Genomic DNA, 26,521 nt, shown 5'->3' on the forward strand with positions numbered 1-26,521 from the left:
GAGACCATCATAAGCTTGGTAACCATCAGTTTAAAGATAGCCTCCGTACTTTCCAAGGAAAGCTGCCGGTCAAGTCCGCGCACGACTGTTCTGATAGTCGAACAAGACAATGTTTTTCATGCCATCCAGTGTGGCGGAAGGTGAGTCAGCACCGGAGCAGCAGGCCCACATATAGCATGCTTATCTTCCTTGAGAACATTCAGCGGTGTCTCATCCGCCTGGATAGCAACCTGCGCAAGTAAGTGTTCGTGTAATGCCTAGTAAAGTCGCGTGAAGTGTTGCTGGCCTGCATGACCCATGCGTGCCATCGTCGTCCGGGATAGATCGATACCGGATTGTTTAAACAGGGTTTCCTGCCGGTAAAGAGGCAGTGCATACTGGTATTTGCCAAGGATGATGTTGGGGAGCAGGCTTTCGGTAGCGAAGCTCTTGGGGATTAGGCTAGCGAGTGCAGGCTTTTGGCTGATAGTGACGCTTTCGGCTTGATTCTCACACTGGTGGCAGTTGTCTTGTGTTAGACTTACTCCAGCCCCCTCAGTACTTGCCGAGATGAACTTCAACTCATCACTGCTATTTGTATAGTTCATGAAGACAGTACGCATCGTTTCTCGTCTTAAACCTAGTAGTGGATAATACTTTTACGCAACAACGCCTTGGGAAGTGACATACCTTTCTTGCGGGGTTTATTAGTGGTCGTTGCAACGACCACTTCGTATTTCGCGGAACGGGTTTCACTTACCACTTCATTGAACAGGTTACCTTGGGCTGTTTCCCAAATAATTTTTATATACGATTATAACGTGGAATCACCTATAACTGGTTGGATGCAATAATGAAAATGTACTACAAGTTAAATCATACCTTTACTCTCTTGTTTACCTTTAAAAAATAGAGTTGTTTTCTTTATAAAATGTGGAACTAGAAGTTTTAAAGGCATACGTTTTAAATGACCACGTGAATAGAGAATTAACTCACATACCTTATGAAAAAAACCACGATGTATTGGATAATGATTCGTAAATACTTGAGTAAAGCAATAGTCAAGAATCAGCAAAGTTAAAGGATCAGGTTTAAAGTTGTCATAAAAGTCCTTCACATAATCAGGTGTTTCTAACTTGTATATTTTATTACAATAGCGCAAAGCATAGTAAACTGAAACACCATTACCAATTTCTTGTTGTAATCTAATTATTGCCCCCCAAAAATCTTCTTCATGTTCAAAAGATTGTATTAGCAAGACCAGATCATAAAGGTCCCTTGTGCCTTTATAAAACTCACTTTCATGAAACAGGTGTATAGAACTATGAACAATCATTGCAGCAGGAGTTAACGTCCTAATCATAGGATTTTTTTCTATTGGTACTGATTGTTTAAACAGAATATTACTTCCCGGAGATTCTTTTATAGTCTTAGGTAAGATATTGAAATGTAAGTCTAATTCTACCTGGCTCAAAAAATTTTTTAACGGTGGGATTTCATGTGACCAATTTCGGTAAAAATTATCATCATAATCACTGACTTCAACACTTACCCAACCATTGCGCTTTAATTGCTGTTCAGCTTTTATAAGCGCATCTTCACGTACAAGAATATCTAGATCACTCATTAACCTACCTTTAAGCATCGTAATATCCTGTAAATGGTAAGCACCACCTTTCAAATATATTAGCTCTATACCCAAAGGGGTTAATGTTTCTTCGATACTATTTACTTCTGATTGGAACTTTTTCCTTTGGTTGTCATAAATTAAAAAAGAAGAATAAAGATGTTGTTGAAATTTTTCTGGAAGAGAGTTGTAGATATTATAAGACTTTGATAGGTAATAAAGTTGCGATACCATATTATGATACCTAGCTTCTGATAAAATACTTGATAACTCACTTAGAGTTAACTTATCAAGTACTATTGGGGATGCTAAAACATCAACTAGCTTCATCACATATCACCTCGCCATCAATAACTTTAGCCAACTCTAACTCACATAACTTTAAGTCACTGTACTCAATATAATAACTTTCACATGATTGAACTAATTTTTTTGCGCAAGTAAAACCTTGTTGGTTAAGAAAACCAAAGTTAAAACTGTTATTAATTATTTCAGTGAGTGCTATAGATTTATTTACAGTTTCAATATACATTTTTTCATCAGCACAATGTTTAACGAAGACAATAGTATGCGGTTTAACTGGAATATGAGAATTTTTAATACTCTTAGAAGGAGGCCTAACTAAACAAACTGTTCCCTTATGTGTGTCCTCTGCTACATTACTAAAAGAGTCAATTTCAAAATAATCCTTCATTATATCGATTGATTTATTTTTTAAATTGATTGGCCTAGAAAGACCGTGCATTAAAGAGGATTCAGTATGAATTAATGCAAGTTCATCAGATAGCAAACGCCAACCCTGAGAAACCAAATAAGCACACAGTGTACTTTTTCCCGAACCCGAAGGAGCAGAGATTATAAGACCTTTACCATTTTTCTCTAATGCTGCAGCATGAATAATTAAATATTGATGAGCATGTGTTGATATAACCCAGTTCATGCCCCATTCGAGCATTGCATGTGCTTGGCTGAGTGGCAATGGTTTGAATGGTTGCTTCGAATCAAGTGTAAAAACAGCTTGTGGCTTATAAAATCTACGTAGAAAAGAACCATGCTTTATTGAGACACGATAGTCAACTAAACATTCATTTCCATTAGATAAAATCGTGTCATTGTAATGGTATTTCAGATAATCATAAACAGCCTTAATGTTTGTTTCAATTTCAAAAATAAAACTTCCAAATGATATACACACTTTTTTTCTGATCATAAACTCACTCCTTGAGTTTAATAATTCTCATCGAAAGCAACTTATCAAGTACTTCAGATTTAGCTTCTGGAATTGAAACAAAATAATCATTTTTATTTTCTTCAGATAAAAATTTCAATAAATCGTAAACAGATTTATCACAAAGAAGCGATTCACATGTAAATGGACTAAAAATTACAGCTTTATCGTCAGAAATAAAACTGCAACAATCCAAATCAAAGTTAAGTACTAAACTTTCTATCGTTAAATCTTTCAAAATACATCACCATGTATGGAGAAAATTCCTAAGATTCAACATCGGGCTAGTACTATAGTCAAAGAAATTACTTGCTGCAGGATCCTCACCATTTTCAACACTATTAATAATAATTTTTGCACTTTCAAGGATAGCCATAATAACAGATTGTTTTACTTGTTCAGGTGATAGTACGTAAGTTATAATCGACGGATGAAATAAACTATTTAAATATCCCGCAACAACAACTTGGTGGAAATCATCAACACCTTCTTTAGTTAAATCTATGTCAAACGGCTGATCAACACCATTATCAAAAGTCAATATGATGCTATAACTAGTATTGTTTTTTAAAGCATTTAAGTATGTGGGATTATCAGGTAGCGTCGATGATAATTGGTACTCCCAATCAGATCCAACGATAGATTGTGGACTCGAAAGAGTGCTTAAAAAATTCAAATTAAATTGGGAGTCAGAAAAAACACCACGCTGATTTAAAACATCTTGAACGACATATAAATCTTCACCATCTTGAGACTTAAACACTTTTCTCCAATATCGTGGTGACTTGGCATCTACTTGACAACTATGTGGATGGGATGCATTTCCTGATAACATCTCAGTAATACTACAATTTTTCAGATTTCCTCCCCCTCCCCAAGCAGCCGGACTCTTCACAGAAAGAAGAAGAGGTGTAGCAATAGTGGTAGTTTGAAGGAATCTGCGCCTTGAAAAACGTGAAGAACCCTTGCCCTTTATACTGTCAGGCTGAGTATTGTCTTCGTTACGCTTTTTAAGCTTTGTGCTTTCCATAACATCACCAGAATGTTTAATTGCAATTATTTATGATCAGTTAGTACAATTTTAGTCCAAACATAGAATTTGTATAATTTTTACGTTTTTTTTATTTTGAACTTTTCTAATAGCGTATAGAGTGTCGGCCTTGTAACCCCTAATGACTCTGCTGTTGATGAAATATTGCCGTCACAAAGGCTAAGGGCTCTAACGACCGCCTCTTTTTCAGCGGTCTCCCTTACCTCTCTCAAATTAAGTGGTAAGTGCTCAATCTCATTGCCTTGGCCAATTCCTAAATCATTTGAATTCAATAAGATACCATCAGACATGACTACAGCGGATTTAATTTTGTTTTGTAGCTCTCTAATATTGCCTGGCCATTTATGACTTAATAAACTTTTCATCGCATCATCAGTAAACCCTGTCATTTTTTTAGACATCTTTTCACTGTACTCTTTGAGGAAGTGCCGACTGAGCAATAAAACATCTTCTTCACGGTCTCGCAGAGGTGGTATGTCAATAATGATTTCACTTATTCTGTAAAATAGATCTTCTCTAAAAGACTTCTCAAGAACCATCTCGTGAAGGTTCTGATGTGTAGCACATACAACTTTTACATCAATAGGAATTTCTTTTCTTCCCCCAACTCTCTCTATGCTTTTCTCTTGTAAAAAACGCAGTATCTTGGCCTGTAGACCATAGGGCATATCACCAATTTCGTCTAAGAAAAGGGTCCCCCCGTTGGCACATTCAATTTTTCCGAGTGTTGTTTTTTGCGCTCCAGTAAAAGCCCCTTTTTCATAGCCAAAAAGCTCACTTTCTAACAAATTCTCGGGGATAGAAGCACAATTTATTGCGATAAAAGGTTCTTTATTACGCTCACTTAAATTGTGTATCTCTCTAGCTAGTACTTCTTTACCAGTACCGCTTTCGCCAAGCAAAAGCGTAGTCATCTCTGTAGGCGCAACACGGCTAATCATTGATTTGACTTTCTGTATCTTACTGCATGTACCAATTATGGGAGAACCTTCAAAGTGAGAGTTATCAGTATCTAAATTTTCATGCTCTAGCTTGGATAAGAAAAAAGCTCTCTCTATGATTATTGATAGAACATCATCATCAATTGGTTTATGGTAATAGTCAAAAGCACCAGACTTAATGGCTTCAAGAGCATTTTTTCTATCTTCGTTCCCAGTGATTACGATAACTTTACAGTTTGGATTCAACGACAAGAGTTCTGTAAGAGTTGCTAAGCCTTCACTAGCATTTGCTTCATCAGGAGGTAAGCCTAGATCTAACGTAACAACACTCGGTTCAAAACGCCTGAATGATGAAATGGCCGAATTTCTATCATGAGCAAAAACTGTCTCATATCCAGATAAAGACCATTTAAGCTGTTTTTGCAATCCAACATCATCTTCAATTACTAACAATTTATCCATTGATCACGCCTTAAGTCTATAGATAGCACTTTTTTATTATATAATTATAGTAATAATTTTTAGCTAGTAGGAATATAAATGTTAAAGCGTGATCCTTTACCTTTAATAGAAAATACTTCTATATACCCGTTCATTTGTTCAATCATTTTTTTTGCGTCATAAGCTCCAACCCCCATACCAGCATTCCCTTTGGTTGTGTAGAAAGGCTTAAAAAGACGGTCATTTATGAACTCTTTACTCATTCCTACGCCATTATCTTCAATACTAACGCCGTAAAATCCTTTTTTCTTAATCCTTGTTACTTTTACATAACCCGAAGGATCAGTTGCATCTTGGGCATTTTGAATCAAATGTATGAATACATTTTTTAACCTTTCTCTGTTAGTTTTAACTAAAACGCTCTCTTCAAAGCCAACTGAAAGGTCCGGCTCAGGTAAACTAATGGACCGCTCGGTACAAGCGTCAGCAATAACTTTGTTGATATCAATATTTTCAAGATTGTCAGTTGTGATAGTTTTGCTCTTCAAATGACTTACTACTTTATTCAACCTCGATGTGGCAGACGAAATTGTAATAAATGCATCATCTATAAATTCTGGATTATTTTTATGTAATTTACTGTTTTTCTCAAGTAATTCGAGTTGAGCTAAAACATTTTTTAAATCATGAACCAAAAAAGTTGACATCTGGTTAAAAGCATCAAATTGTTTGCTCTCAGCTAATTTGATATTTGAGTAATGCAAGTTCAGATAGACTGACAATTGCTTGCTTAATGCCCACATCAAATCTCTATCTTCCCAGTCAAGAGCTTTTCTACCCGGAATCGTAGACAACAGGCAGATACCTTTATGTCCACTTGCTGTTATAACCGGTATAGCATATTTAATATTTTTTACTTCGCTAAGATTTTTATTGTCACAAACAAAAGGTGATTTCTTTGGTGAATTAATAAGTTCATTAACATCAGCAATCCACTTATGATCAATAACCTTTTTTCCGATTTCATTTAATACTTTGTCGATTTCGCTTGTATCAATGTTAAATGCAGACATAGTTGTAAATCTGTTATTTTCAAACACAGCATAAGCACCATATTCGCAATTGAATGGCTTCATCATTGCTTCTAATGATATATCGAATGGTGATTTATCTTTATCTTCAAGAACTGAAACAAAATTAAGCCACTCTGACCTATATTCATACTTGTTTGCATAGAAGTGTTTACTTATTAAAACCTTGATCTTGCTTCTAAAGTTGTCAGATAAAAAAAGACTCGCTAAAACAACTCCACTTAATGAAAAGAAAACATATTGTATAACTTCTGTCCAAGCGCTACCAATATACTTAAATAAATATCCTACTGAAGCCATAGCGAGCAAATAAGAACCCGATACTATAAGTAAAGTACTATGATATAGTACCTCTCTAGAAATAAAAATTCTAGTTGACCAATCTTTAACCCTACGAGCGGATAAAATAATAAGTGGGACAGAAAAAATAGAAACCCATCCCCTTCCATATAAGAAATATGATTCTAATTGATTAACTAATAAAGCGTCTGAATATAATGCAAAATCATAACAGAAAATCAACCCAAGACCGATACAAAGTGGTTTAATTCTCCATTTATCTTTTTTGTCCGTTTGTCTGTATAATTGCTCTACTAACCATAAAGCAAATAAAGATTGAACTAGGTGATATAAGAAAAGGAGTGACAAGGATGCAAAATACTTATATATAAAAATATCAATAAAAGAAAGAGATAATATTATCATCAAAAATATTTTTAATTCCCTACCGACAAAAACAAAACTTGACATCATTTTTGTTCTGTTAATTGTGCTAAATATTAATAATAACCATGCTATATTTTTTGCAGTTTCAAATGCGAAAAAATATCCCATTGAAAATGGATAAAATTCTTGAATGACAAATGCAGAAGACCATAAAAAACTTAAAGCAGAAGTGTATATTAATAAATATCTTTGAGGATTAGTAGAATTTGTTGTTAGTAATAAAAAAAACAATAGAAGATACAAAAGTGCAGTCAGAAAGTATCCAATATGTCCAATATAATCTTCCACAATAAGCATCCTTCTTATCACGTATTTATAAGTGTAGTAAATATCGGGGAGAAGTAAAAAGCTTGTTAACTGTGAAAAATATAGTAAATAACTTAAAACTAGAGGCATGTTGATAAGGGATAGAACCTACTAAAATTAACAGTATCAATGAACACAAGGTCTCACCACTCAAAACAAATGCTAAGCAACTGATTTATAGTAAATTTTAGTTTATATTTCAGACTGAAATCACCTTGATATAGATCCCTTACTAACGATTTAACCACTGTAATTACGAGTTAAATTCTTGACGAAAAATTTTCACAGTATTCATTTCAAAACTTCTAGCTAGATTTTCATACCTGCTACGGCTGTTATGAGAATAAATTTGACATTGCTCATCAGATAATGATAGTACTTTCAAAATAGATTGCTCTAAGCTACTTTCTTTGATCGTATAACCCACCCCTCTATACTGTTTATATGCCTCATCACAATCAACTAGTAAGCCAACATCTGACGTAATGATTTCATTCATAGGTGGCGCATCAGTAGTTATGACAATTGAACCAACCCCAAGACCTTCAACTATATTTAAACCGAATCCTTCAATCTCGGAAGGACAAATATGAACACCATGTAAATTCATCTCTTGTTTAAGCTCATCTTCTGAAAGATGAGTTGATATAACTCGAACATTATTAAGCTCTCTACATTTATGACTATGTTCTTTAATCTTTGAAATAATCGTTAGAGTTGGCCATTCAGGGTTATTTGACCAAACATTAATAAGCCTATCCGTCCCTTTCTTGTCACTTTTTCCTACTACATGAAGAAATTTATTATAATCCTTAGATATCTTACTTTCATAACGATCAGGTGATATAAACCCTATATAATTTGATCGTTCTTTGTAATCCTTAAACATTTCGAGCGCATGATGTGTCTTGCATAATAATTTAATTCTCTTATCCTTGTTTAAAAAAAGTTCTGATTTTGATCTAAACCATTCTTGATTTGGAATTAAGTAATGATCATTTGTGAACCACAATAATCGATATTGTAAATCCTCTAAGTGGACAAATAAAACTCTTTTCCCAATCACTCTGCATTTTAAAGCTTTTAATATCTGAATAATTTTTGTAAATTTACTGTCTCTCCCCTTAATCACAGTAATATCGACACTCATAATATTATCCAAAAGGATTGAAGATAAGACTGTTGCATCATTTTCCAGTCCTAATGAGTTGCCACAACATATTACAATTTGATTCTTGCTCATGACCTTATCCTTTTGGTGTTACTAAATCTAATTGCTTACTTTAATAATAATAGGATTTGTATAAAACATATAATCTCCATTAATTTTTTGCAAAGTTCTTCCTCGCCACCTAATGATAGTATCATCCTTAATAACCACATTAGAGAGAGTAACGTTCAATACATTATTATCGATATATTCAAATGCATTAAATATTTTAGAATTTGTTTTACCCTGTGATGTAATTATCATTTCTACTTCATCTAATTTAGATGGTTTACCTTTCCAGTTCTTACTATTTAATACAACATTTAGGTTAACGCCTATACTAGTCTCTGTAGGTATTGTGATAACTTCCCCCATGTGAGCCTGTCTAGGTAATTTTTGGCTATCGATAGTAAACGAAAGAGATTTAATAATTTTACCGTGACTAGCATAAAAAGAGCCTTTCCTGAAAGCCTCTAAAACAGCATTTATAGAATTGTTCTTTGCAAAGACTTTTGTCTCAGAAAATTGGCAAGGCCAAAAGTCACCAAGTTCTCCATGAAAGTCTGAAGGTGCTCTCGCCCCCCAAATCAAAACATTATTACTCAGTAGTTTGTCCCAAACACCTCCAACAATTGAGACAGTTGGATCCCATCGATTAACTGTTTTTACCTTGTGATGATACGCTCCCATCCTACCAGCTGGCATCCTTTGATGCCCTGGGGCACCAGAAAAACCTATTAATACATTATTCTCATAACTCCATTTTTCTAGATTTGCATGAACTTCTGATACATGATCGACCTTACGACTTGGATGATTATAAAACACAACTGGCATTTCAGAATAATTTACAAAACGACTTTCTAACCATTTAAGACCATCTTGAACGGTTAAAAATGGATTCTTCGAATTATTAAAATCATCAAATTTCTCTCTGAATCGACTAGCTACAAAAGAAGTATCTTCACCTTCAGGGAAAAGAATAGTGGCATGTTCACGTCCATTGTAAGGGGGAAGATTCCATTCGATACCAGATATAATGAGAAGTTCTGGGGTAAGATCATTTATAGACTCTATCTCTAAAAAGTAATCTAGGCTACCAGCATCTAAATCACCATCTGCATGATCTGTAATGGCAATAACATCGCAGCCAAATCTCATTGCTTGCTCTGAAACCTCATCAATGGAATGACTTCCATCAGAATATTTGGTGTGGATATGCGTATCAGTAGATAACCATATACCGTCATTAATCCATGGTAGTGAGTGAACAAACTGACCTGTTGAATCTTCTAGAACTTCAGAATTCCCAACTTTAACTACAGCTAATTGAGAACTATATAACGGCAAATTTGAAACATGACTTTCAGCTTCATCAAGTAACTTAAGATACTTTTTACTTTCAGTTGAACCGATATATTGCTTGAAGCTTATATAGTCAATTGAACGGGGGTAATGGCTAACATCAGGAAAAAAAATGCTCTCTGTCGCTCTATTCGATAACATTTCTTGAGATATAAGCGCATTTTTCTCATTACTAGAAATGAAGTTTCCAAATTTTGCCCCTGCAATCCCTGCAATTAAATCGGAGAAATCGAATCCTGACCCTTTCTCATTTGCATCAAAAAGCTCCTTCATTTCTCCAATGTTAAGACTTACCGCAACACTACTGATGCGTTCTATTACTGCCGAATATAAAAAGTGAAGTGCTAAGTCACCTCTTCCACTTAAAACAATATTACCAACAGAATTATTTTCTAGTAACAAGCCTAATTTCTTGGTGTTTACATTAATTACTTCAGCAAATCTTGGATTTCCAAAAGCAATTGCAACGGCCCAAAGAGCATTCTCATTCTCTTCATCTGCACTGCCTTTTTTACTCCGCGTTGCGGAAAAATTAAATGCCACCTCGAAGACTTCTGATAGTGATGCATCCTTTTTATCTAGTAATTTATCACTTGATACAATATGTTTCACATATTCTTCTATTACAGACGGTTCAAAATTATAGCTTTTGTTATCCCTAATAGACTTATAAATACTGGCAATATCTTTAAGGCCGACTTTCACTTCTTCTTTCAAATTAATCTTTTTAGTCGCCTTAAGTTCAACTTTGTTTTTAGAAATTTCAATATTGCTCATTAGTTGATTAAACACATCGTTTACATTATCATCAAAGAACACTTTTAAAAGAAAACTTACAGTACTCTTTATATAATGTCCTGGTATAGATAATGAGCCTATACGGCAAGAGTCCAATGAGTTTTTATCGTTTGTAATAAACAAACATGAAAAATTCAAATAGCTAGTAACAAACCTATTACTGACATCTAATGTACCATTCAAAACAGCGCCATAACTAGTTAACGTAACATTACTATTCATTCTTGGTGTGACAAATGATAAAGCTTTGAAAACTTCATCAATATCTTGTCCAGTCAAAGTGATGTCAACATCTGGGTTATAACTAAATAATTGGTGATGAACATAATGATAGTGTTCTGAGGCATTCTTAACTTCAGCAGGCTCTATCGATACTTTTTGTACTAATGGAACATTAGAAAAAACTCTGCTAATTAAATAAATAACAAAAGCTAAAAATGATATAAAAAATATCCATTTTTTATTCTTGCTAATTTTTTTAATGAGCTTGCTTTCCAAAATTAAATCTCACGTTCTTTCATAAGAAGCTTTACCCATGATCTTTTCTCTAATTTCTTGTCGTTTGTTTCAATCGTATTTTCACTAATTTGTTTTCTTTTATCAGCAATTATCTTATCGAGATTATGAATTGTCTTTGTTTTAGCTTTTATTACCCCATCTAGTATTAGTGAAACATCAACTATTGTTTTCCTTAGTGATTGATTTTTGATAAAATCAATATCTTCGGATCGATCTCTATCGCTTAAAGACTCTACCTCATTCATTGGTTTGCTTAACTGGTTTGTCGTTTGTAAATCACCCGAAATTTCAGTATTCATTTCATCAATTACTTCGCCTACATCTTTTACACTGATAGACTCCAGTTCACTCATAAATGCATATAAAAAAAGCCTGTCCATAAAGATATTAATCTTACGAGGCACGCCATTTGTATGTTTACAAATTAATTTAAATGAATCTACATGAATACTTGGTATACCTTCCCAACCAACTTTCTCCAAGCGATGAGTAATGTAAGATTGCGTTTCGTCATTATTCAAAGGTCTTAGATGGCAAGATGCAATGATTCGTTGTCTAAACTGTTCCATTTGAGGTAGGCTGATAATAGTCTTAAGCTCTTCTTGACCTAGCAAGAAGCTTTGTATTAATGGCCTGTCATCAATATTAAAATTTGATAACATTCGCAACTCTTCTACAGATTCAGAAGGCAAATTTTGTGCTTCATCGATAATCAATATAGCCCGTTTACCACTGTTGTAGAGAGAAATTAGATGCTTTTCAATTCTTTTCAAGATAAGGGCTTTGTCTAATCCCTCTGTTTCAATACCAAATTGACAAGCAACAACTCCTACTAATTCTTCAGGAGATAATTTTGTTGTTACTATCTGTATTGCTGTAAAAGATTCATCTAAAGAAGAAATCAAATTCTTTGCAATAGTTGTTTTACCGGTTCCGATAGGACCAGTAATAACTATGAAGCCTTCTCCTAACGACAGGCCATATTTTAAGTATGACACTGCTTTTTTATGATGAGGTGTTTCAAAGAAAAACTTTGGTTCAGGACTAAGTTTAAATGGCTTTTCAGTAAAGTTAAAATATGATTCATACATGTTTAAATTTTCATCCTTACTTCTATGTTGGCACGGTTCTCATCGTAAGATCGTTCTGAATTAGATGAAGAGCGATCAGTGTGCTGAACTGAAAAAATCATTGAAACATCTTCATAGATTCTATAATCGTATCCTAATTCCAAAGTTCTATAGTAATCCGTTTGTTTATCCTGTTCGGAACTATCAAACTCATACTTGTCATATTGAAAACTCAAGTTTGTTGATGACTTCCTGGAAAGGTTATGCCGACCAGATATAACAAATCCATATGTACGATCATCCTGTGTATTTGATTGATCAGATATAGATTCTCTTTCTTGCCCTCTTATTACCAGGTTCAAAGAAGACCGTCTCAGCAATAAGTTTGACTCCCAACTCAAATTTCTTGTTAATCTTAACTCTTCAATATTTTCTCCATCAACAAAAAACCGTCTATCAAAACTAGAAGGTTCTTCAGTGTAGCTAATTGTATTTGTTACTTTTCTATTCTGATGTGACAATGTAAAATCATATGCATCACCAAAAAATCTTTTTGAATATTCGAAGGTTAAAAGTGTTCTAGGTGTAGGGTTTAATCTCAAAGCCCCACGCCAATAGTCTTCATCATTAGAGTAAATTGAAATTTCACGGCTGACTTCAATATAAGATCTTTCATGCCAATAATAGCGGAGTGCTGGTCCCCAACTGCCGAACTTTCCGCTATCATTTTCATTAATTCCATTATATTCTTCGTAATAAAATCTGACAAAAGGACTTAGACCATTGATAGGTTGTAAACCTAATTCTTGTGTTAATACATGAGAGTTATTACTATCACTAGTATTATTTGATATATTCTCATTAAACGTATAATCAACTAACCAAAAGTAATTTTTTATTTTACTTCCATCACTTAAAATAAGACTAGCGCCATAGCTATAAAAATCACCAATGTCATCTTCATTCGAAGTGATCTGTCCATCTACTCTACTATATAAATTAATATAACCGCTCGGGTTACTCTGATAAGATACTCCTGCTCCAAATTGTTTGGTTTCAATAGTATCACCAGTGATGAAATCTGAATTAGCATTATCTTCGATAGATCTAGATATATTAGTAATACCAGCTTGCGCGTCAACAGTAAGATTCGTATCCAAAATTGATTTATCAGCCGATAAAGCTAATTCATTATACAATTCATTTCGATCTGAGTCAGATGAATGGATCGTTTGATTTGCTTCGTAATTAAAAGTTAAATTTCCTTCGTTTCCTGCTGCATCAATAGCCACCCCTGCAGATATAGTCCCAACAATTTCACTTTTTTTATTGCTTGGTGTTAGATCACGATTATCTGTAAAAGTAAGCCTTCCCGATGTGACAGGATTGATCTCAACTTCTGCGGCTACAACGTTAGCATTAACGATAAAGGTAGCGCCTATAATGCAAAAGTTATGTTTACTGGTTTTTTTCCCCATAACCGTAACCATAGCCATATCCATACTGACCAAATACTTTATGTACAGCTTTATTTACTATAAAGCCAATGGCAATTTCTTTATCAAGTTGTGCTACAGCTTGTTTTATATCAGCAATTTTCGTTTTTTCTTGCTCGACAACAACAACAATCTGTCCAACAAGTTTTGATAGAGAGATTGTTTCGATAACTCCCAGCAGAGGAGGACAATCAAATATGACAATCCTGTCGCTATATCGATTCGCTAACTCTTGCGCTAAGGTAAACATTTTGTCACTTGCTAAGAGTTCATAGCTCAAATGATGTGATGTCCCGGCAGGCATTAATCTTAAATTAGGATTTGAAGTATTGTATATTACTTCACCAGCATCTAAATCATCACTTACAAGATAATCTATCAATCCTGGCATTTTACCTATGTTAAGTGTTTTAGATACACTTGGATTTAAAACGTCCGCATCCACAAGTAAAACAGATTTATCTTTTTCAAGCGACAAACTGAGAGCTAAGTTTATAGCATTGAATGTTTTCCCTTCGTTAGGGTTAGCGCTTGAGACCATAATCAAATTACTATTTGTATTAATCTTTGATAATGGACCGAAAGCATTATTAACAATTTTATGCTTTATAGCTCTGTATTCATCATTAATTTTTTTGTTTTGATGGTTGAGTTCCCCCCCCACCATACCAAGGTTTTGTAAATGCTGTTCATCTATTAAAAGAACCTTATTATCAATTACTTTTTCATGAGTAACTGATTGTTTAACAGCGATTTTTTCTTTTTTGCCGACATTCTGTATTGACTTATTGAGCTTTTTTTCGTTATTTAACTTGCTCATTGCTTGTTCAATAGTGCTCATAAAAAAAACCCCGCTCTATTTAATAAATTGCTGTAACGCAGGGTTTTTATTGACCATTACGGCCCCCATAAACGCAACAACAAGCAAGATATTTAATATAACAAAACTAAGCTTCTTCCTTTTCTCTTTGGTTAACAGGCCAGACTCTTCTGTAGCAGAAACCACCCCAAAGACAGGGACTCCAGTTATTCGATACAACTGATTCGTCGAAGAAACCACAGGCATTAATTGGCTCACTAGAAACGATACACCTATACCACTACCAATACCAACAACTAACACCGCTACAAGTAAAAGAGGTCGGTTTGGACCAGATGCAGAACTTGGCAGATTTGGAGGATCTATAACTCGAAATTTAATATCTTCAGAGGAGGCACCAACACTTTCAGATATTAAAGCACTTTCTCGTCGTGATAATAATTGATTATATTTTCCTTTTGTAACATCATAGCTTCGGGTAAGAGAAATTAGTTTTGCCTCAACATCAGGAACCATATCTAATTTATTCTTTAATTCAACCATTTTTGTATTATGACGGTCAATCCTTACCTCCAAAGTTGCTATTTCGTTTTCTAGTTGATTTATCGTAACTTTAAGTTCCTGATAAACAGGATAGTTTACGAGTGAATCATTTACAGACATATTGGCCAACGTTCTACTTTTTAGCTGTTTTAATTCATTAAGTTGACGCCTAGTTTCTATTATGTCGGGGTGTTTTTCAGTAAATCTAAATGTTAAGTCGTCTAACCTCAATTGCAGTGAGTCGATTCTTTCATCATATTCTGTTCGTACAGCAGAAATATGGTTTAATGCGTACTCTTTTTCTCTAGCTAATTGAGATTTTGCAGAAGCCATTCTCGTCCTTGCCTCATTCAAAGCAAATTCTGCATCCTCTAGCTGAGTTTTTTGACTTTCAAGTTGATTGTAATAACTTGAATCAGCTCCTGGCATGAACCCTGTGTACTCTCGTTTGAAATCTGCTAATTTCCTTTCAGCATCAATCAAACGAGCTTCATAATCTTCAATCTGACTTGTAATAATTTGCCTTGCTTGCTCAGTATCTAGCCTTTTATCTCCAAGCACATTTTCAACAAAAACATTCAGAGCAGCTTGCACAACTGATTTAGCGTATTCAGGGTCATCACCTGAATAACTTATCTTATACAGGTTCTCTCTATTTGTAGATCCAATATTAATATTTGATTTTAGATCAGCAATAGCCTGATTATATTCATCTTTTGTCTTAGCGATGATATCAGAGTCAGTCTCCCGGGCAATTTTTTCGAGGTTATTCCTATTTAACAGCGTTTTAGCCATTAAATTTAATTCTTGCGTTGGATCAGTTTGAATTGCTAGACCACTCAATAATGGTTGAAGAATTGAACGCGTATCTGCGTATACTCTCGCATTCGATGTGTACTGATCGGGCATCATCGTTACTGCAATCCACCCTATTGGACATACTATCCAGCTAATGATTAGTATATACCTACGCTTTAGCCAAATACCGCGTAGGTAATTAAGAATATTTTCTAATAACTCTTGCATCGCAGTTACTTCCTTGACTAAAACCATGCTTCAGGAATTATGATGATGTCACCGGGTAAGATGTCTACATTTGCTTGGATATCCCCATCTGTAAGTAAATCGTCCATTCTGATACCGAATTGTTTCTGCTGATTGTTTATAACGCGAATCAACCTTGAATTATTACCATCCGCGTATTCAGTTAAGCCACCAACCTCTATCATTACATCGAACAAGGTCATGTTTTCTTTATAGTTTATTGCTTGAGGCTCAACAGCCTCACCTAGTACTCGAACTTGTTCACTATACGGGCCCACAAAATTACCAACAGATATAGATACAACTGGTTCCTTAATATAGGTTTTAAGAACTTGCTCAACTTCCCTTGCTAGTTCGGTAGGTGTCTTACCTGATGCAGCAAGGTCATCAACTAGTGCTGTATTTATCTTACCATCAGGTCTTACAGTATAAGTTCCTGATGCTTCAGGATTTCTCCATACAAATATATCTAATGAATCGCCAGGGCCTATCAAATAAGAATAGTTATTTATGTCTTTAGTTAATGAGGGATGTACCGTAGCTGACGGTAATTTCGGTAAATCATTTGTAGCGCACCCAGAAGAAATCACCAAAAAACAGGCTAAAAACAACCTGATTATATTTTGGTTTTTTTTACTGGACTGATACTGTTTTCCACCTATTTTTAATGTCATCCTTAGGCTCCCTATGACTCTCATCCTTTACCACATTTTTTTGATGGTTCTTCTCAGATGCTAATGACACTAGCATGCTGTTATTCATAGACTATATTAACTATATATGATTTTTTTGCTGTGCAAGAAAATTATATGCAGCAAATTTTTCTCACTGGTCTAGCCTGTGATTAGGTGTTTATAAATGCAGTGCAAGGATGGCTATGGCTAGCTCTAGGTTTCATGAACTCAATCCTAACAATTCTGTTGTCATTATTTTCGACTTTATTGCGATACTTCTATCTTTTGCTCTTGGGATTTTTCTTGCCGAATCCTATTTCAAAGTTTTCACTTTTGACCAATCAGACCTCAAATTTTTTATAGCCTTCATAACCTTTTCGGTCTCTTTGCAGCTATCTATACTTGCTGTAGGTCTATACAATGAAAAACTAAGAGAAACATATCGTGGCGTTATCGTTCGTTTACTCGTTGCCCTTGCACTCTCATACATCATTTCATCTGTCTTTTACCATGTCACTTCGACTGTTAATTTGTTCCTCATATTCAATGGCTTGATACCATCGATTGTTTTTATTTCTCTATGCTTATTTCGATTTGTCTTAAAAAAAACCAAACTAAATCAGATATCTAAAAAACGTATTCTGGTGCTAGGAGCTGGACAACGGGCAAGTATTATTGAAAATACCATGCGGAGAGCCTCTGATCGTGTGGGTATAGAGTTTGTTGGCTTTGTACCAATGAAAGGCGATGCTCGAGCGGAAATGAAAAGAGAACCAGTTATTGAGTTAACGCTACCACTTGAATCTTTCGTTAATAGTAAAGACATAGATGAAATCATCATCGCCGCTGATGAACGCAGAGGAAACCTTCCTTTTGAAGCATTATTTCTCTGCAAGCAACATGGTGTTCAGATCACTGATATTATAGATTTCGTAGAGCGTGAAACGGGTCAAATAGCAGTTAGCTACCTCAACCCAACTTGGGTTTTATTCAACAGTAACCAATCGACTAATAGACTTAGGAATTTTTCATACTGGGCATTTAACAGTATGATTGCACTGATTATTTTACTTTTCACGTGGCCTTTCATGTTCATTACTTTTCTTCTTATTAAGTTTGAAAATGGGCTATCCGCCCCTGTGTTATATTCACAGGAAAGGGTTGGGTTAAATGGTAGAAATTTCTCTATCTTCAAATTTAGAAGCATGACTACTGATGCTGAAAAGCATGGTGTAAGTTGGGCCCAAAAAGAGGATCCCCGAGTTACAAAAGTCGGTAAGTATATTCGGAAGTTTAGAATAGACGAACTCCCCCAATTATATAATGTCCTCATTGGTGATATGTATTTTGTCGGTCCTAGGCCTGAACGTCCACAATTCACTGAAAGTTTCGATAATTCAATACCATATTACAATCAAAGGCATAATGTTAAACCAGGTTTAACTGGCTGGGCACAACTTAAATATCCTTATGGTAGTAGTGAGAAAGACGCTCTTGAAAAGTTAAAATTTGATTTGTACTACATCAAGCACCGTAGCTTTTTGTTAGACCTGTTAATACTGCTAAAGACGTCTGAAATCATTTTGTTTGGTAAAGGTCAGTAAGCATATGGTATATGATAAACGGCTTCCTTTTATGTCAAGTCAATGCGCTTTGACCGTTGATGTTGAAGATTATTTCCATGTCGCCGCTTTTGACAAACACATTAGTGCTGATGAGTGGGGAGCGAAATACCCTCTGAGAGTTGAAAGGACCACACATAGGCTTTTAGAATTATTTTCGGAAAACAATGCTAAAGCAACTTTCTTCATGTTAGGTTGGGTGGCTGAAGCCTGCCCTAATCTCGCACGTGCTATTGTTGACAACGGTCATGAACTAGCCAGTCATGGATATGCTCACCAAAAAGCAACATCTCAATCACCCGAAGCTTTCAAACTTGATGTATACAGAAGTAAAGTCTTTCTAGAGGATACTGTTGGTCATCGAGTAAATGGCTACCGAGCACCGAGTTTCTCCATCGATCCTCGGAATGAATGGGCCTTTAGCATCCTCGCAGAACTTGGTTTTATCTATAGCAGTAGTACATACCCTGTCAATCATGATCACTATGGGGCTCCTGATTGGCCAAAGTTCAAATACCTTCGCCCTGAAGGTATCTATGAGATCCCTATACCAACATTAGAAAAAGCGAAACGAAGTATACCTATTGGTGGTGGTGGTTTTTTCCGTCTTTATCCATACCAGCTTAGTAGATTCCTGATAAATCAATATCTTCAGCGTACTAATCAACCATACAGCTTCTATTTTCATCCTTGGGAGATAGATGCTGGGCAACCATCAGTAAAAGGGATCCCACTTAAATCAAGGTTTCGCCACTATCTAAATTTAAATCGAACGGAATCGCGTATTCAGTCACTTTTGGCTGATTTTTCGTGGAACACGATGACTAATGTTTACCAATTGGATGGAATTTGTCATGAACCAGGCACTAAAAATCAGGAAAATGAGCGCTCAAGACACTTCAGCATGGGATAGGTATGTTGATAACCATAATGATGGCACTTTCTTCCACCTAACTGGATGGTATAGTGTGATCCGTTATGTTTTTAAGCATAAACATCATTATATCTTGGCTGAAGAAGAGGGGAATATTGTTGGTATTCTACCATTATTCGAGCAAAAAAGTGCTGTCTTTGGCCATGCCTTAATATCCACTCCTTTTTGTGTCTATGGGGGTGTTATTGCTGATTCTGATGCTATACGTCATAAACTCGAAAAAGCAGCTCTTGAACTCGGTCATTCACTTAAAGTAGATTACGTTGAGTTACGAGATAAAGACCCTCGTAAATCTGAAGGTCCCTGGGTTGCTCACTGTAAACATGCAACATTCTCATCTTTAATTAATGATTGTCCTGATCAGATCCTCACAGACATCAAACGTAAGCAACGGGCTGTCATCCGTCATTCATTAAAAAACAACCTTCAATGGGACAATAAAGATAACACATCACTTTGCTATGACGTGTATTCGCAAAGTGTACACAATCTTGGCACTCCAGTTTTCAATAAAAAACTATTCTCAAAATTAAAAGAAACCTTTGGCGAACGCTGCGAAACGCTTATTGTTCGAAACTCTGAAGGTGAAGCGGTATCAAGTGTCTTAAGTTTCTACTACAAAGATACAGTACTTCCGTACTATGGTGGAGGTACGCATGATGCACGTGATCTGAAAAGTAATGATTATATGTACTACCAACTCATGTGCATTGCAAAAGATAAAGGCATGGCAAAGTTCGATTTCGGCAGAAGTAAAACAGATTCAGGCTCTTACAAGTACAAAAAACACTGGGGTATGCAAGAAGACAAATTAAATTACCGCATTGCGCTTATCAAAGCTAAAGACCTACCTAATTTATCACCAAACAACCCCAAGTACCGATTATTCATAGACCTATGGAAGAAAATGCCTCTTAGCCTTTCTCGTCATATTGGTCCACAACTCTCAAAGTATTTAGGGTAATGATATGAAAGAGCCATTGCTGTACCTATGTCACCGTATCCCATACCCGCCAAATAAAGGTGACAAAATCACAACCTTCAATATCCTCAAGTTTCTCAATAGATACTATGACGTTTACGTGGGTTGCTTTATTGATGATCCACATGACAAACAATATAAGGACAAGGTTAAGGAACTTTGCAAAGATTGCTTCTTTGTCGACTTAAATCCCTTGATGGCAAAGGTTAAGGGCCTTACGGCTTTTGGCAAAGGTGAACCTATCACCCTACCCTATTACTACAACACCAAAATGCTTAATTGGGTCAACACAATCATACCTCGGCACCATATCACCAAAGCATTTATTTATTCCGGTTGCATGGCGCAGTATGTGCTTACACCAGAAACTGAAGGCATTCGGAAAGTAATGCAATTTGCTGATATAGATTCTGATAAATGGCGGCAATATGCCGAAGCTTCGAATGTCTTCATGCGCAGCGTTTACATGCGGGAATACCGGACGTTGTCAGATTACGAAAAACTTGTTGCTGATAAATTCTCTATAAGCTGCTTTATCTCAGACACAGAGGCGGATATGTTCAGGGAAATGGTCACTGCAGATATCCAGCCGAAAGTTCAAACGTTGAGTAATGGCATAGATAGTGACTACTTCTCCCCTTCTGCTTCATCGATACTTAGTGAAGATTTCGAACTTGAGCATGAAAACTATATCGTCTTCACTGGCGCTATGGACTATCGCCCAAATATAGAAACCGTCAATTGGTTTACTGAATACATATGGCCTAAGGTCATTGAGCAATGTCCTGATAGTAAATTCTATATTGTTGGTTCATCACCTCCGAAACAAGTCCTTGACCTGATGAATACGCCAGGTGTTGTCGTTACTGGCCGTGTGGATGATGTGAGACCTTATCTTCTGTACTCAAAAGCTGCTGTAGCGCCAATGAAAATGGCGAGAGGGATCCAAAATAAAATTCTTGAAGCAATGGCTATGGAACGGCCAGTTATGACGACCAGTTTGGGTGTCGAAGGGATAGATGATTACCCCTCAAACGATCTGTTCGTTACTGACTCCAACCTTGAAATGACCAAATGGATCATTGAAAAATTAAGTGAAGCATCGAATTCCGCTTCTGACTCAAGAAAATGGCTTGAGGACAACTTCAGTTGGGAAGCAAAACTCAATCCTTTACTCGGATACCTTGGAGCCAATAGTGATTAGCCTTCCTGTATTACGGTTTACACTTCCTCTCTTTGCATGGATTATTGTATATCATGAGTCTATTCAAAGTATGGTAACGGTTTGGTCGCAATCAAAAACATTTGAACACTGCTTTATTATAGCTCCAATCAGCCTCTGGTTAACTTGGCAAAAGAGAAAAGAGATACAGGCCACACCATTGTCTACGGCTTGGCTACCTGTTTTACTTTTTTGTTTACCGACTCTATGTTGGATGCTTGGCAAAGCTTCAGGTGTTGCATTACTAGAGCATATAGCTGTTATTTCCAGTTTGCAGTTATTGCTTTGGGCACTACTAGGTACTCAGCTTGCTAAGTTACTTTTTTTCCCAATTTTTTATCTTTCCTTCTGTATCCCGTTCGGAGAAGAGATCGTCCCACAACTGCAAGTAATAACTGCCGATATCACTGTTTTTGCGTTGCAGCTTTCTAACATCCCCGTGTATAGAGATGGTCTTTTCTTAGCGATCCCTAATGGACTCTTTGAGGTTGCTGAAGCGTGTTCTGGAATTCGTTTCTTGATCTCGAGTGTTGCACTGGGCACTCTGTTCGCTTACCTGAACTTCAATAAAGTGTGGAAAATCACTGTATTTGTAGTCTTCTCGTTTATTTTTCCCATCATCGCAAATGGGGTTAGGGCATACGGCATCGTTCTGATTGGCCATCTTAGCGACATGAAATATGCCACTGGAGCTGATCACCTTGTTTATGGCTGGGTCTTTTTTAGCCTCGTTATTGGCATTATCTTTTTTGTAGCGAGTCGGTTTGCAGACCCTTCGGTAATAAAAGAACAACGGCCAAACTATCAACCCCATAAACAAACTTCAGGTAAGGTCTTTAGCCTCATTGTTTGCTTGGTCGCAATACTTTTTATCCAATCCAAATGGGCGCGTACACTGCATGTAACTGATACTCTTTACGTTACTCCTATTCCACTTCCTCTCTCAGCCGAAGTAACAGAGACCAACTCATCTTGGGGGATCTCTTTCCCTCAAGCGATTGAGACAATAAGCGGTATATCAAAGGATGGGAGCATTGAATATTTTTCTGCAAGGTATCTCGTTAGCCAACAAACTGGGGAGCTTATCAGTTCATCAAACCACCTTTATGACCAAGACAAGTGGTCCCTCAATGCCAATGCGAACTATGTTATTTCTCCAACGTTAAGTGAAGCTTTCACTGCAACCCAACTGACTGTTGTAAATCGCTATGGTCATTCTAAGAAGATTCTATTTTGGTATTGCATTGACGATTTCTGTTCAAACAATCCAATCAAAATCAAACTACTCAAAGCTGCCAAATTGATGACTGGCCAATCAGCTACTGCTGATGTATTAGCCCTTGCGAGCTCTAATTCATCTGATGAACAACTACAAGAACTCGCCGTTTCATGGATGACATACGGGAAATATTAAAAGGAGATACTTACATGTGTGGTATATCTGGAATTTTTAATCTTTGGACTACCTCTCCCGTAGACAAAGGCCTATTACAACATCTAAACCGAGTTCAGTCTCACCGAGGACCTGACGATGAAGGCTACTTCATAAACACGAACATTGGTTTGGCGCACCGTAGGTTGTCCATCATTGACCTAAGTAAAGGGCAACAACCTATCTTCAATGAAGATAATTCTATTTGTGTCGTTTTTAATGGTGAAATTTATAATTTTGAATCTTTAGTCGCAGAGCTGACCAATCTTGGACATCATTTTTCAACACACACAGATACAGAAGTTATCGTACACGCATGGGAGGAATGGGGGGTCAGGTGCTTACAGCGTTTTCGTGGCATGTTTGCTTTTGCATTATGGGATAATAATAAACACCAATTGTTTATTGCTCGCGACCGGCTTGGTAAAAAGCCCCTATTCTATACCCAAACTCAAACTGGCCAGTTCGTTTTTGGTTCAGAGCTTAAAGTGTTACTAGCCCACCCTGAAGTCGACAAGTCACTACGCACTGAGATGGCTGAAGAATACTTTATGTTCGGCTATATCCCTGAACCCTTCAGTGCATATAAGAACATTTTCAAACTTAATCCTGGCCATTATTTACTTATTGAGCCTAAAACAAGCGTGAAGCAAGAGTGCTATTGGGATCTCCCATCCCCAAGCTCTCTGCTTTCTTGGCCAGATGTGCAAACTGAACTCATTGAACGACTTAATGAAGCGATACGAATTCGTTTGCTCTCTGACGTTCCACTAGGTGCTTTCCTCTCTGGAGGCGTTGATTCAAGCGCTATTGTTGCGCTGATGGCCGGATTACAGAATGAACCCGTGAACACTTGCGCTATTGGCTTCAAAGAAAACGAATATGATGAAACAGAATATGCAAACCAAATAGCCAAGAGGTACCAAACAAACCACCTTAGCCAAATTGTTTCATCAAATGACTATAACTTAATTGATAAGCTGAGTCTTGCATATGATGAACCCTTCGCAGACAGTTCAGCCCTCCCAACATACCAGGTTTGCCAACTGGCTAGTCAATCTGTAAAAGTTTCCTTGTCGGGAGATGGTGGTGACGAGATCTTTGCTGGCTACCGTAGGCAACGTATGCATTTAGCTGAACAGCGATTACGTGACAAAATCCCCTACTCTGTACGTAGGCCTATATTCAGTTCACTTGCAAGTGTATACCCTAAAGCTGACTGGGCACCAAAACCATTGCGTGCGAAAACAACCTTGCAGTCGCTAGCTATGAATTCTGTCGAAGCATATGCCAATACAATGTCTAAATTACGTATTGGCCAGAGGCGTACACTATTTAGTGCTAGCTACCTTCGCCAACTAAATGGCTACACTGGTTTGGCGATAATGCAAGAACACGCCGACAAAGCCCCATCGGATGATCCCCTAAAACTAATTCAGTACCTTGATTTCAAAACCTGGTTACCAGGAGACATATTGACCAAGGTTGACCGGGCCAGTATGGCAAACTCTCTTGAAGTTCGCTCTCCCCTACTTGACCATTCATTAATCGAATGGGCTTACGCTATCAAGAGTACTGACAATATTAGGGGTAACGAAGGGAAATACGCCTTTAAAAAGTCACTCGAGCCCTATGTAGATTCAAATATTCTCTACCGTCCAAAAATGGGATTTAGCATTCCTATCTCAGAGTGGTTCAGAGGGCCGCTCAACGCAACTCTCAAGACAACACTACTTTCAGACAATATGTTAGATAGTGGTTTTTTCTCACCAAAGGTACTTAAGCAAATGATAACTGACCATACATCAGGCCAAAGTAATCATGCGGATGCACTTTGGTGTTTATTGATGTTTGCAAAATTTATGAATAGGCAGTAATAACATATGAAGATACTAACGGTCACGACTCTGTACCCTTATGGTAGTAATCTGAAACATGGGGTTTTTGTCGAAACACGCCTTAGACAGCTTCAACAGCGCTACCCGGATGTTGAACTTAAAGTTATTGCCCCTGTTCCTTGGTTCCCATTCAAACACCCTATGTTTGGTAGCTATGCTTCATATTCATCAGCACCTAGCTATGAAAATAGGTTTGGAATCGATGTTTACCATCCTCGCTACATTGTTATACCGAAGGTTGGTATGACTTTAACGCCACACACCCTTTCTGCTGCTATTTACAAAAAAGCAAATGAAATCATAGCAAGTGGATACGATTTTGACCTTATAGATGGGCATTATTATTATCCAGACGGGGTCGCAATCGCAAAAGCTGCAAAAAAACTGAACAAACCATTTACTATAACGGCACGAGGAACAGATATAAACTTAATTCCTCAATATCAAAAGCCCAAAAAGGACATACAATCTGTTCTGAAAGAAAGCAATCATAATATGGCTGTTTGTGACGCTCTTAGGAATGAAATGCTTAATCTCGGAGCCGAGCCAAATTTAACTACAACTCTAAGGAATGGAGTAGATTTACAGCTATTTCAATACACAGATGAAACACAAAAAACACAAAATAGGAAAAACCTTAATCTCCCTATTGATAGCCCCATAATCATTTCTGTTGGTCACCTTATTGAGCGCAAAGGGCACCATCACGTTATTAAAGCGCTGAAAGAACTACGCAATATAACATTGCTCATAGCAGGTGATGGTCCTGAAATACATAGACTAAAGCGTCTCTCCGAAACGGAAAATGTACAATCCCAGATCATATTCCTTGGTAGTTTGAATCAATTAGAGCTTGCTAAGTATTATGGTGCATGTGATGTATTAGTTCTGGCTTCAAGTCGCGAAGGGTGGGCTAATGTGCTTCTTGAAGCAATGGCATGTGGCACACCTGTCGTTGCAACAAATATCTGGGGTACACCAGAAGTCGTCCAAAATGAAAAAGCCGGAGTACTCGTCGATAGAAACCCAACAGCGATATCCAAAGGAATAAAGAAAGTACTATTGAACCCACCAAAACGACTTGAAACACGTCGGTACGCTGAGCAATTTGATTGGTTTTCTACATCAAAAGGTCAATATGATATTTTCTCTTCAATAGTTCAATCACCATCCACTCGCCCAAGTAGGATAGATGAATATGAGCATATCAAGTAGCACGCAACAGACTGTGACATCATTTACCTATCTGTCATCGCTACAGATACTCAGGGGTATTGCAGCCATCATCGTTATGCTTGGCCATATCGTGGGGAAGATTAAACATGAATACCCTCAAGAGTCTATTCCTGATTACTTTCTTAGCTTTTGGAAAGTAAGTGCTGTTGGGGTTGATGTTTTTTTTGTCCTTAGTGGCATTGTTATGGTTCTGGTTACAAGTAACTATTCAAATGATACAAGTTACATTAGAGATTTTTTAAAAAAACGTTTTGTTAGAATATATC

The 26,521-nt window shown here is 36.6% G+C and carries 22 protein-coding genes; 8 read left to right on the top strand and 14 right to left on the bottom strand.

Features of this window, described 5'->3' with window-relative positions; translation table 11 throughout:
• Window positions 1–257 precede the first annotated feature (257 nt).
• The 14 genes from BIZ37_RS30690 to BIZ37_RS19410 form a co-directional block, all read right to left on the bottom strand.
• The gene (locus BIZ37_RS30690) at window positions 258–602 is read right to left on the bottom strand and encodes a transposase (protein ID WP_370577400.1); all 345 of its coding nucleotides are present in this window, start codon (window positions 600–602) and stop codon (window positions 258–260) included.
• A 248-nt stretch (window positions 603–850) separates the two neighbouring features.
• Window positions 851–1,936 carry a nucleotidyltransferase family protein gene (locus BIZ37_RS19350; RefSeq protein ID WP_187462873.1) on the bottom strand — a complete coding sequence of 362 codons (1,086 nt, stop codon included), beginning with the start codon at window positions 1,934–1,936 and terminating at the stop codon, window positions 851–853.
• The gene (locus tag BIZ37_RS19355) at window positions 1,923–2,816 is read right to left on the bottom strand and encodes an HprK-related kinase A (protein ID WP_187462874.1); all 894 of its coding nucleotides are present in this window, start codon (window positions 2,814–2,816) and stop codon (window positions 1,923–1,925) included. The genes BIZ37_RS19350 and BIZ37_RS19355 overlap by 14 nt, the downstream gene beginning before the upstream one ends.
• Before the next feature lie 4 nt (window positions 2,817–2,820).
• Window positions 2,821–3,072, bottom strand: coding sequence for a hypothetical protein (locus BIZ37_RS19360; RefSeq protein WP_187462875.1), 252 nt, complete (start codon window positions 3,070–3,072; stop codon window positions 2,821–2,823).
• A 6-nt stretch (window positions 3,073–3,078) separates the two neighbouring features.
• Entirely contained in the window at window positions 3,079–3,864 is a 786-nt protein-coding gene (locus tag BIZ37_RS19365) for a hypothetical protein (protein WP_187462876.1), read from the bottom strand.
• A gap of 80 nt (window positions 3,865–3,944) precedes the next feature.
• A complete protein-coding gene (prsR, locus tag BIZ37_RS19370) occupies window positions 3,945–5,288 on the bottom strand; it encodes a PEP-CTERM-box response regulator transcription factor (RefSeq protein ID WP_187462877.1) in 1,344 nt (447 codons plus the stop codon).
• 59 nt (window positions 5,289–5,347) lie between these two features.
• Window positions 5,348–7,372: an XrtA/PEP-CTERM system histidine kinase PrsK gene (gene prsK / locus BIZ37_RS19375; RefSeq protein WP_187462878.1), complete on the bottom strand. Its 2,025-nt coding sequence runs from the start codon at window positions 7,370–7,372 to the stop codon at window positions 5,348–5,350.
• A gap of 271 nt (window positions 7,373–7,643) precedes the next feature.
• Window positions 7,644–8,633: a glycosyltransferase gene (locus BIZ37_RS19380; protein ID WP_187462879.1), complete on the bottom strand. Its 990-nt coding sequence runs from the start codon at window positions 8,631–8,633 to the stop codon at window positions 7,644–7,646.
• Between the two features lie 27 nt (window positions 8,634–8,660).
• Window positions 8,661–11,261 (bottom strand): PHP domain-containing protein, encoded by a 2,601-nt coding sequence (locus tag BIZ37_RS19385; RefSeq protein ID WP_187462880.1) that lies wholly within the window; start codon window positions 11,259–11,261, stop codon window positions 8,661–8,663.
• Between the two features lie 2 nt (window positions 11,262–11,263).
• On the bottom strand, window positions 11,264–12,373 hold the full coding sequence (locus BIZ37_RS19390) for an XrtA/PEP-CTERM system-associated ATPase (protein WP_187462881.1): 1,110 nt from the start codon (window positions 12,371–12,373) through the stop codon (window positions 11,264–11,266).
• A 2-nt stretch (window positions 12,374–12,375) separates the two neighbouring features.
• Window positions 12,376–13,842 carry a TIGR03016 family PEP-CTERM system-associated outer membrane protein gene (locus BIZ37_RS19395; RefSeq protein WP_187462882.1) on the bottom strand — a complete coding sequence of 489 codons (1,467 nt, stop codon included), beginning with the start codon at window positions 13,840–13,842 and terminating at the stop codon, window positions 12,376–12,378.
• Window positions 13,811–14,689 carry an XrtA-associated tyrosine autokinase gene (locus BIZ37_RS19400; RefSeq protein WP_187462883.1) on the bottom strand — a complete coding sequence of 293 codons (879 nt, stop codon included), beginning with the start codon at window positions 14,687–14,689 and terminating at the stop codon, window positions 13,811–13,813. The genes BIZ37_RS19395 and BIZ37_RS19400 overlap by 32 nt, the downstream gene beginning before the upstream one ends.
• A gap of 15 nt (window positions 14,690–14,704) precedes the next feature.
• Entirely contained in the window at window positions 14,705–16,237 is a 1,533-nt protein-coding gene (locus BIZ37_RS19405; protein ID WP_187462884.1) for an XrtA system polysaccharide chain length determinant, read from the bottom strand.
• Between the two features lie 17 nt (window positions 16,238–16,254).
• On the bottom strand, window positions 16,255–16,929 hold the full coding sequence (locus BIZ37_RS19410) for an XrtA/PEP-CTERM system exopolysaccharide export protein (RefSeq protein ID WP_187462885.1): 675 nt from the start codon (window positions 16,927–16,929) through the stop codon (window positions 16,255–16,257).
• A gap of 203 nt (window positions 16,930–17,132) precedes the next feature.
• Between BIZ37_RS19410 and BIZ37_RS19415 the strand changes: the two genes are divergently transcribed.
• The 8 genes from BIZ37_RS19415 to BIZ37_RS19450 all read left to right on the top strand — a co-directional run.
• The gene (locus BIZ37_RS19415) at window positions 17,133–18,533 is read left to right on the top strand and encodes a TIGR03013 family XrtA/PEP-CTERM system glycosyltransferase (RefSeq protein WP_187462886.1); all 1,401 of its coding nucleotides are present in this window, start codon (window positions 17,133–17,135) and stop codon (window positions 18,531–18,533) included.
• A gap of 4 nt (window positions 18,534–18,537) precedes the next feature.
• Window positions 18,538–19,464 carry an XrtA system polysaccharide deacetylase gene (locus tag BIZ37_RS19420; RefSeq protein WP_222939746.1) on the top strand — a complete coding sequence of 309 codons (927 nt, stop codon included), beginning with the start codon at window positions 18,538–18,540 and terminating at the stop codon, window positions 19,462–19,464.
• The gene (locus BIZ37_RS19425; RefSeq protein ID WP_187462887.1) at window positions 19,406–20,449 is read left to right on the top strand and encodes a FemAB family XrtA/PEP-CTERM system-associated protein; all 1,044 of its coding nucleotides are present in this window, start codon (window positions 19,406–19,408) and stop codon (window positions 20,447–20,449) included. The genes BIZ37_RS19420 and BIZ37_RS19425 overlap by 59 nt, the downstream gene beginning before the upstream one ends.
• A gap of 4 nt (window positions 20,450–20,453) precedes the next feature.
• Window positions 20,454–21,671 (top strand): TIGR03087 family PEP-CTERM/XrtA system glycosyltransferase, encoded by a 1,218-nt coding sequence (locus tag BIZ37_RS19430; RefSeq protein ID WP_187462888.1) that lies wholly within the window; start codon window positions 20,454–20,456, stop codon window positions 21,669–21,671.
• Window positions 21,664–23,103 (top strand): exosortase A, encoded by a 1,440-nt coding sequence (gene xrtA / locus BIZ37_RS19435; protein ID WP_187462889.1) that lies wholly within the window; start codon window positions 21,664–21,666, stop codon window positions 23,101–23,103. Before BIZ37_RS19430 ends, xrtA begins: the two co-directional genes overlap by 8 nt.
• Entirely contained in the window at window positions 23,079–24,998 is a 1,920-nt protein-coding gene (locus BIZ37_RS19440) for an XrtA/PEP-CTERM system amidotransferase (RefSeq protein ID WP_222939747.1), read from the top strand. The genes xrtA and BIZ37_RS19440 overlap by 25 nt, the downstream gene beginning before the upstream one ends.
• A 6-nt stretch (window positions 24,999–25,004) precedes the next feature.
• The gene (locus tag BIZ37_RS19445) at window positions 25,005–26,234 is read left to right on the top strand and encodes a glycosyltransferase family 4 protein (RefSeq protein ID WP_187462890.1); all 1,230 of its coding nucleotides are present in this window, start codon (window positions 25,005–25,007) and stop codon (window positions 26,232–26,234) included.
• A partial coding sequence (locus tag BIZ37_RS19450; RefSeq protein ID WP_187462891.1) for an acyltransferase occupies window positions 26,218–26,521 on the top strand: 304 nt, incomplete at its 3' end. The genes BIZ37_RS19445 and BIZ37_RS19450, both read left to right, overlap by 17 nt.

It is taken from the genome of Photobacterium sp. BZF1 (assembly GCF_014349205.1).
Taxonomy (GTDB): Bacteria; Pseudomonadota; Gammaproteobacteria; order Enterobacterales; family Vibrionaceae; genus Photobacterium.

Excerpts from the sequence above, each read along its gene's own strand:
- BIZ37_RS30690 (WP_370577400.1), bottom strand. The coding sequence starts at position 602 with ATGCGTACTGTCTTCATGAACTATACAAATAGCAGTGATGAGTTGAAG.
- BIZ37_RS19350 (WP_187462873.1), bottom strand. The coding sequence starts at position 1,936 with ATGAAGCTAGTTGATGTTTTAGCATCCCCAATAGTACTTGATAAGTTA.
- BIZ37_RS19355 (WP_187462874.1), bottom strand. The coding sequence starts at position 2,816 with ATGATCAGAAAAAAAGTGTGTATATCATTTGGAAGTTTTATTTTTGAA.
- BIZ37_RS19365 (WP_187462876.1), bottom strand. The coding sequence starts at position 3,864 with ATGGAAAGCACAAAGCTTAAAAAGCGTAACGAAGACAATACTCAGCCT.
- prsR (WP_187462877.1), bottom strand. The coding sequence starts at position 5,288 with ATGGATAAATTGTTAGTAATTGAAGATGATGTTGGATTGCAAAAACAG.
- BIZ37_RS19380 (WP_187462879.1), bottom strand. The coding sequence starts at position 8,633 with ATGAGCAAGAATCAAATTGTAATATGTTGTGGCAACTCATTAGGACTG.
- BIZ37_RS19390 (WP_187462881.1), bottom strand. The coding sequence starts at position 12,373 with ATGTATGAATCATATTTTAACTTTACTGAAAAGCCATTTAAACTTAGT.
- BIZ37_RS19395 (WP_187462882.1), bottom strand. The coding sequence starts at position 13,842 with ATGGTTACGGTTATGGGGAAAAAAACCAGTAAACATAACTTTTGCATT.
- BIZ37_RS19400 (WP_187462883.1), bottom strand. The coding sequence starts at position 14,689 with ATGAGCACTATTGAACAAGCAATGAGCAAGTTAAATAACGAAAAAAAG.
- BIZ37_RS19405 (WP_187462884.1), bottom strand. The coding sequence starts at position 16,237 with ATGCAAGAGTTATTAGAAAATATTCTTAATTACCTACGCGGTATTTGG.
- BIZ37_RS19410 (WP_187462885.1), bottom strand. The coding sequence starts at position 16,929 with ATGACATTAAAAATAGGTGGAAAACAGTATCAGTCCAGTAAAAAAAAC.
- BIZ37_RS19415 (WP_187462886.1), top strand. The coding sequence starts at position 17,133 with ATGGCTAGCTCTAGGTTTCATGAACTCAATCCTAACAATTCTGTTGTC.
- BIZ37_RS19420 (WP_222939746.1), top strand. The coding sequence starts at position 18,538 with ATGGTATATGATAAACGGCTTCCTTTTATGTCAAGTCAATGCGCTTTG.
- BIZ37_RS19425 (WP_187462887.1), top strand. The coding sequence starts at position 19,406 with ATGAACCAGGCACTAAAAATCAGGAAAATGAGCGCTCAAGACACTTCA.
- BIZ37_RS19430 (WP_187462888.1), top strand. The coding sequence starts at position 20,454 with ATGAAAGAGCCATTGCTGTACCTATGTCACCGTATCCCATACCCGCCA.
- BIZ37_RS19440 (WP_222939747.1), top strand. The coding sequence starts at position 23,079 with ATGGATGACATACGGGAAATATTAAAAGGAGATACTTACATGTGTGGT.
- BIZ37_RS19445 (WP_187462890.1), top strand. The coding sequence starts at position 25,005 with ATGAAGATACTAACGGTCACGACTCTGTACCCTTATGGTAGTAATCTG.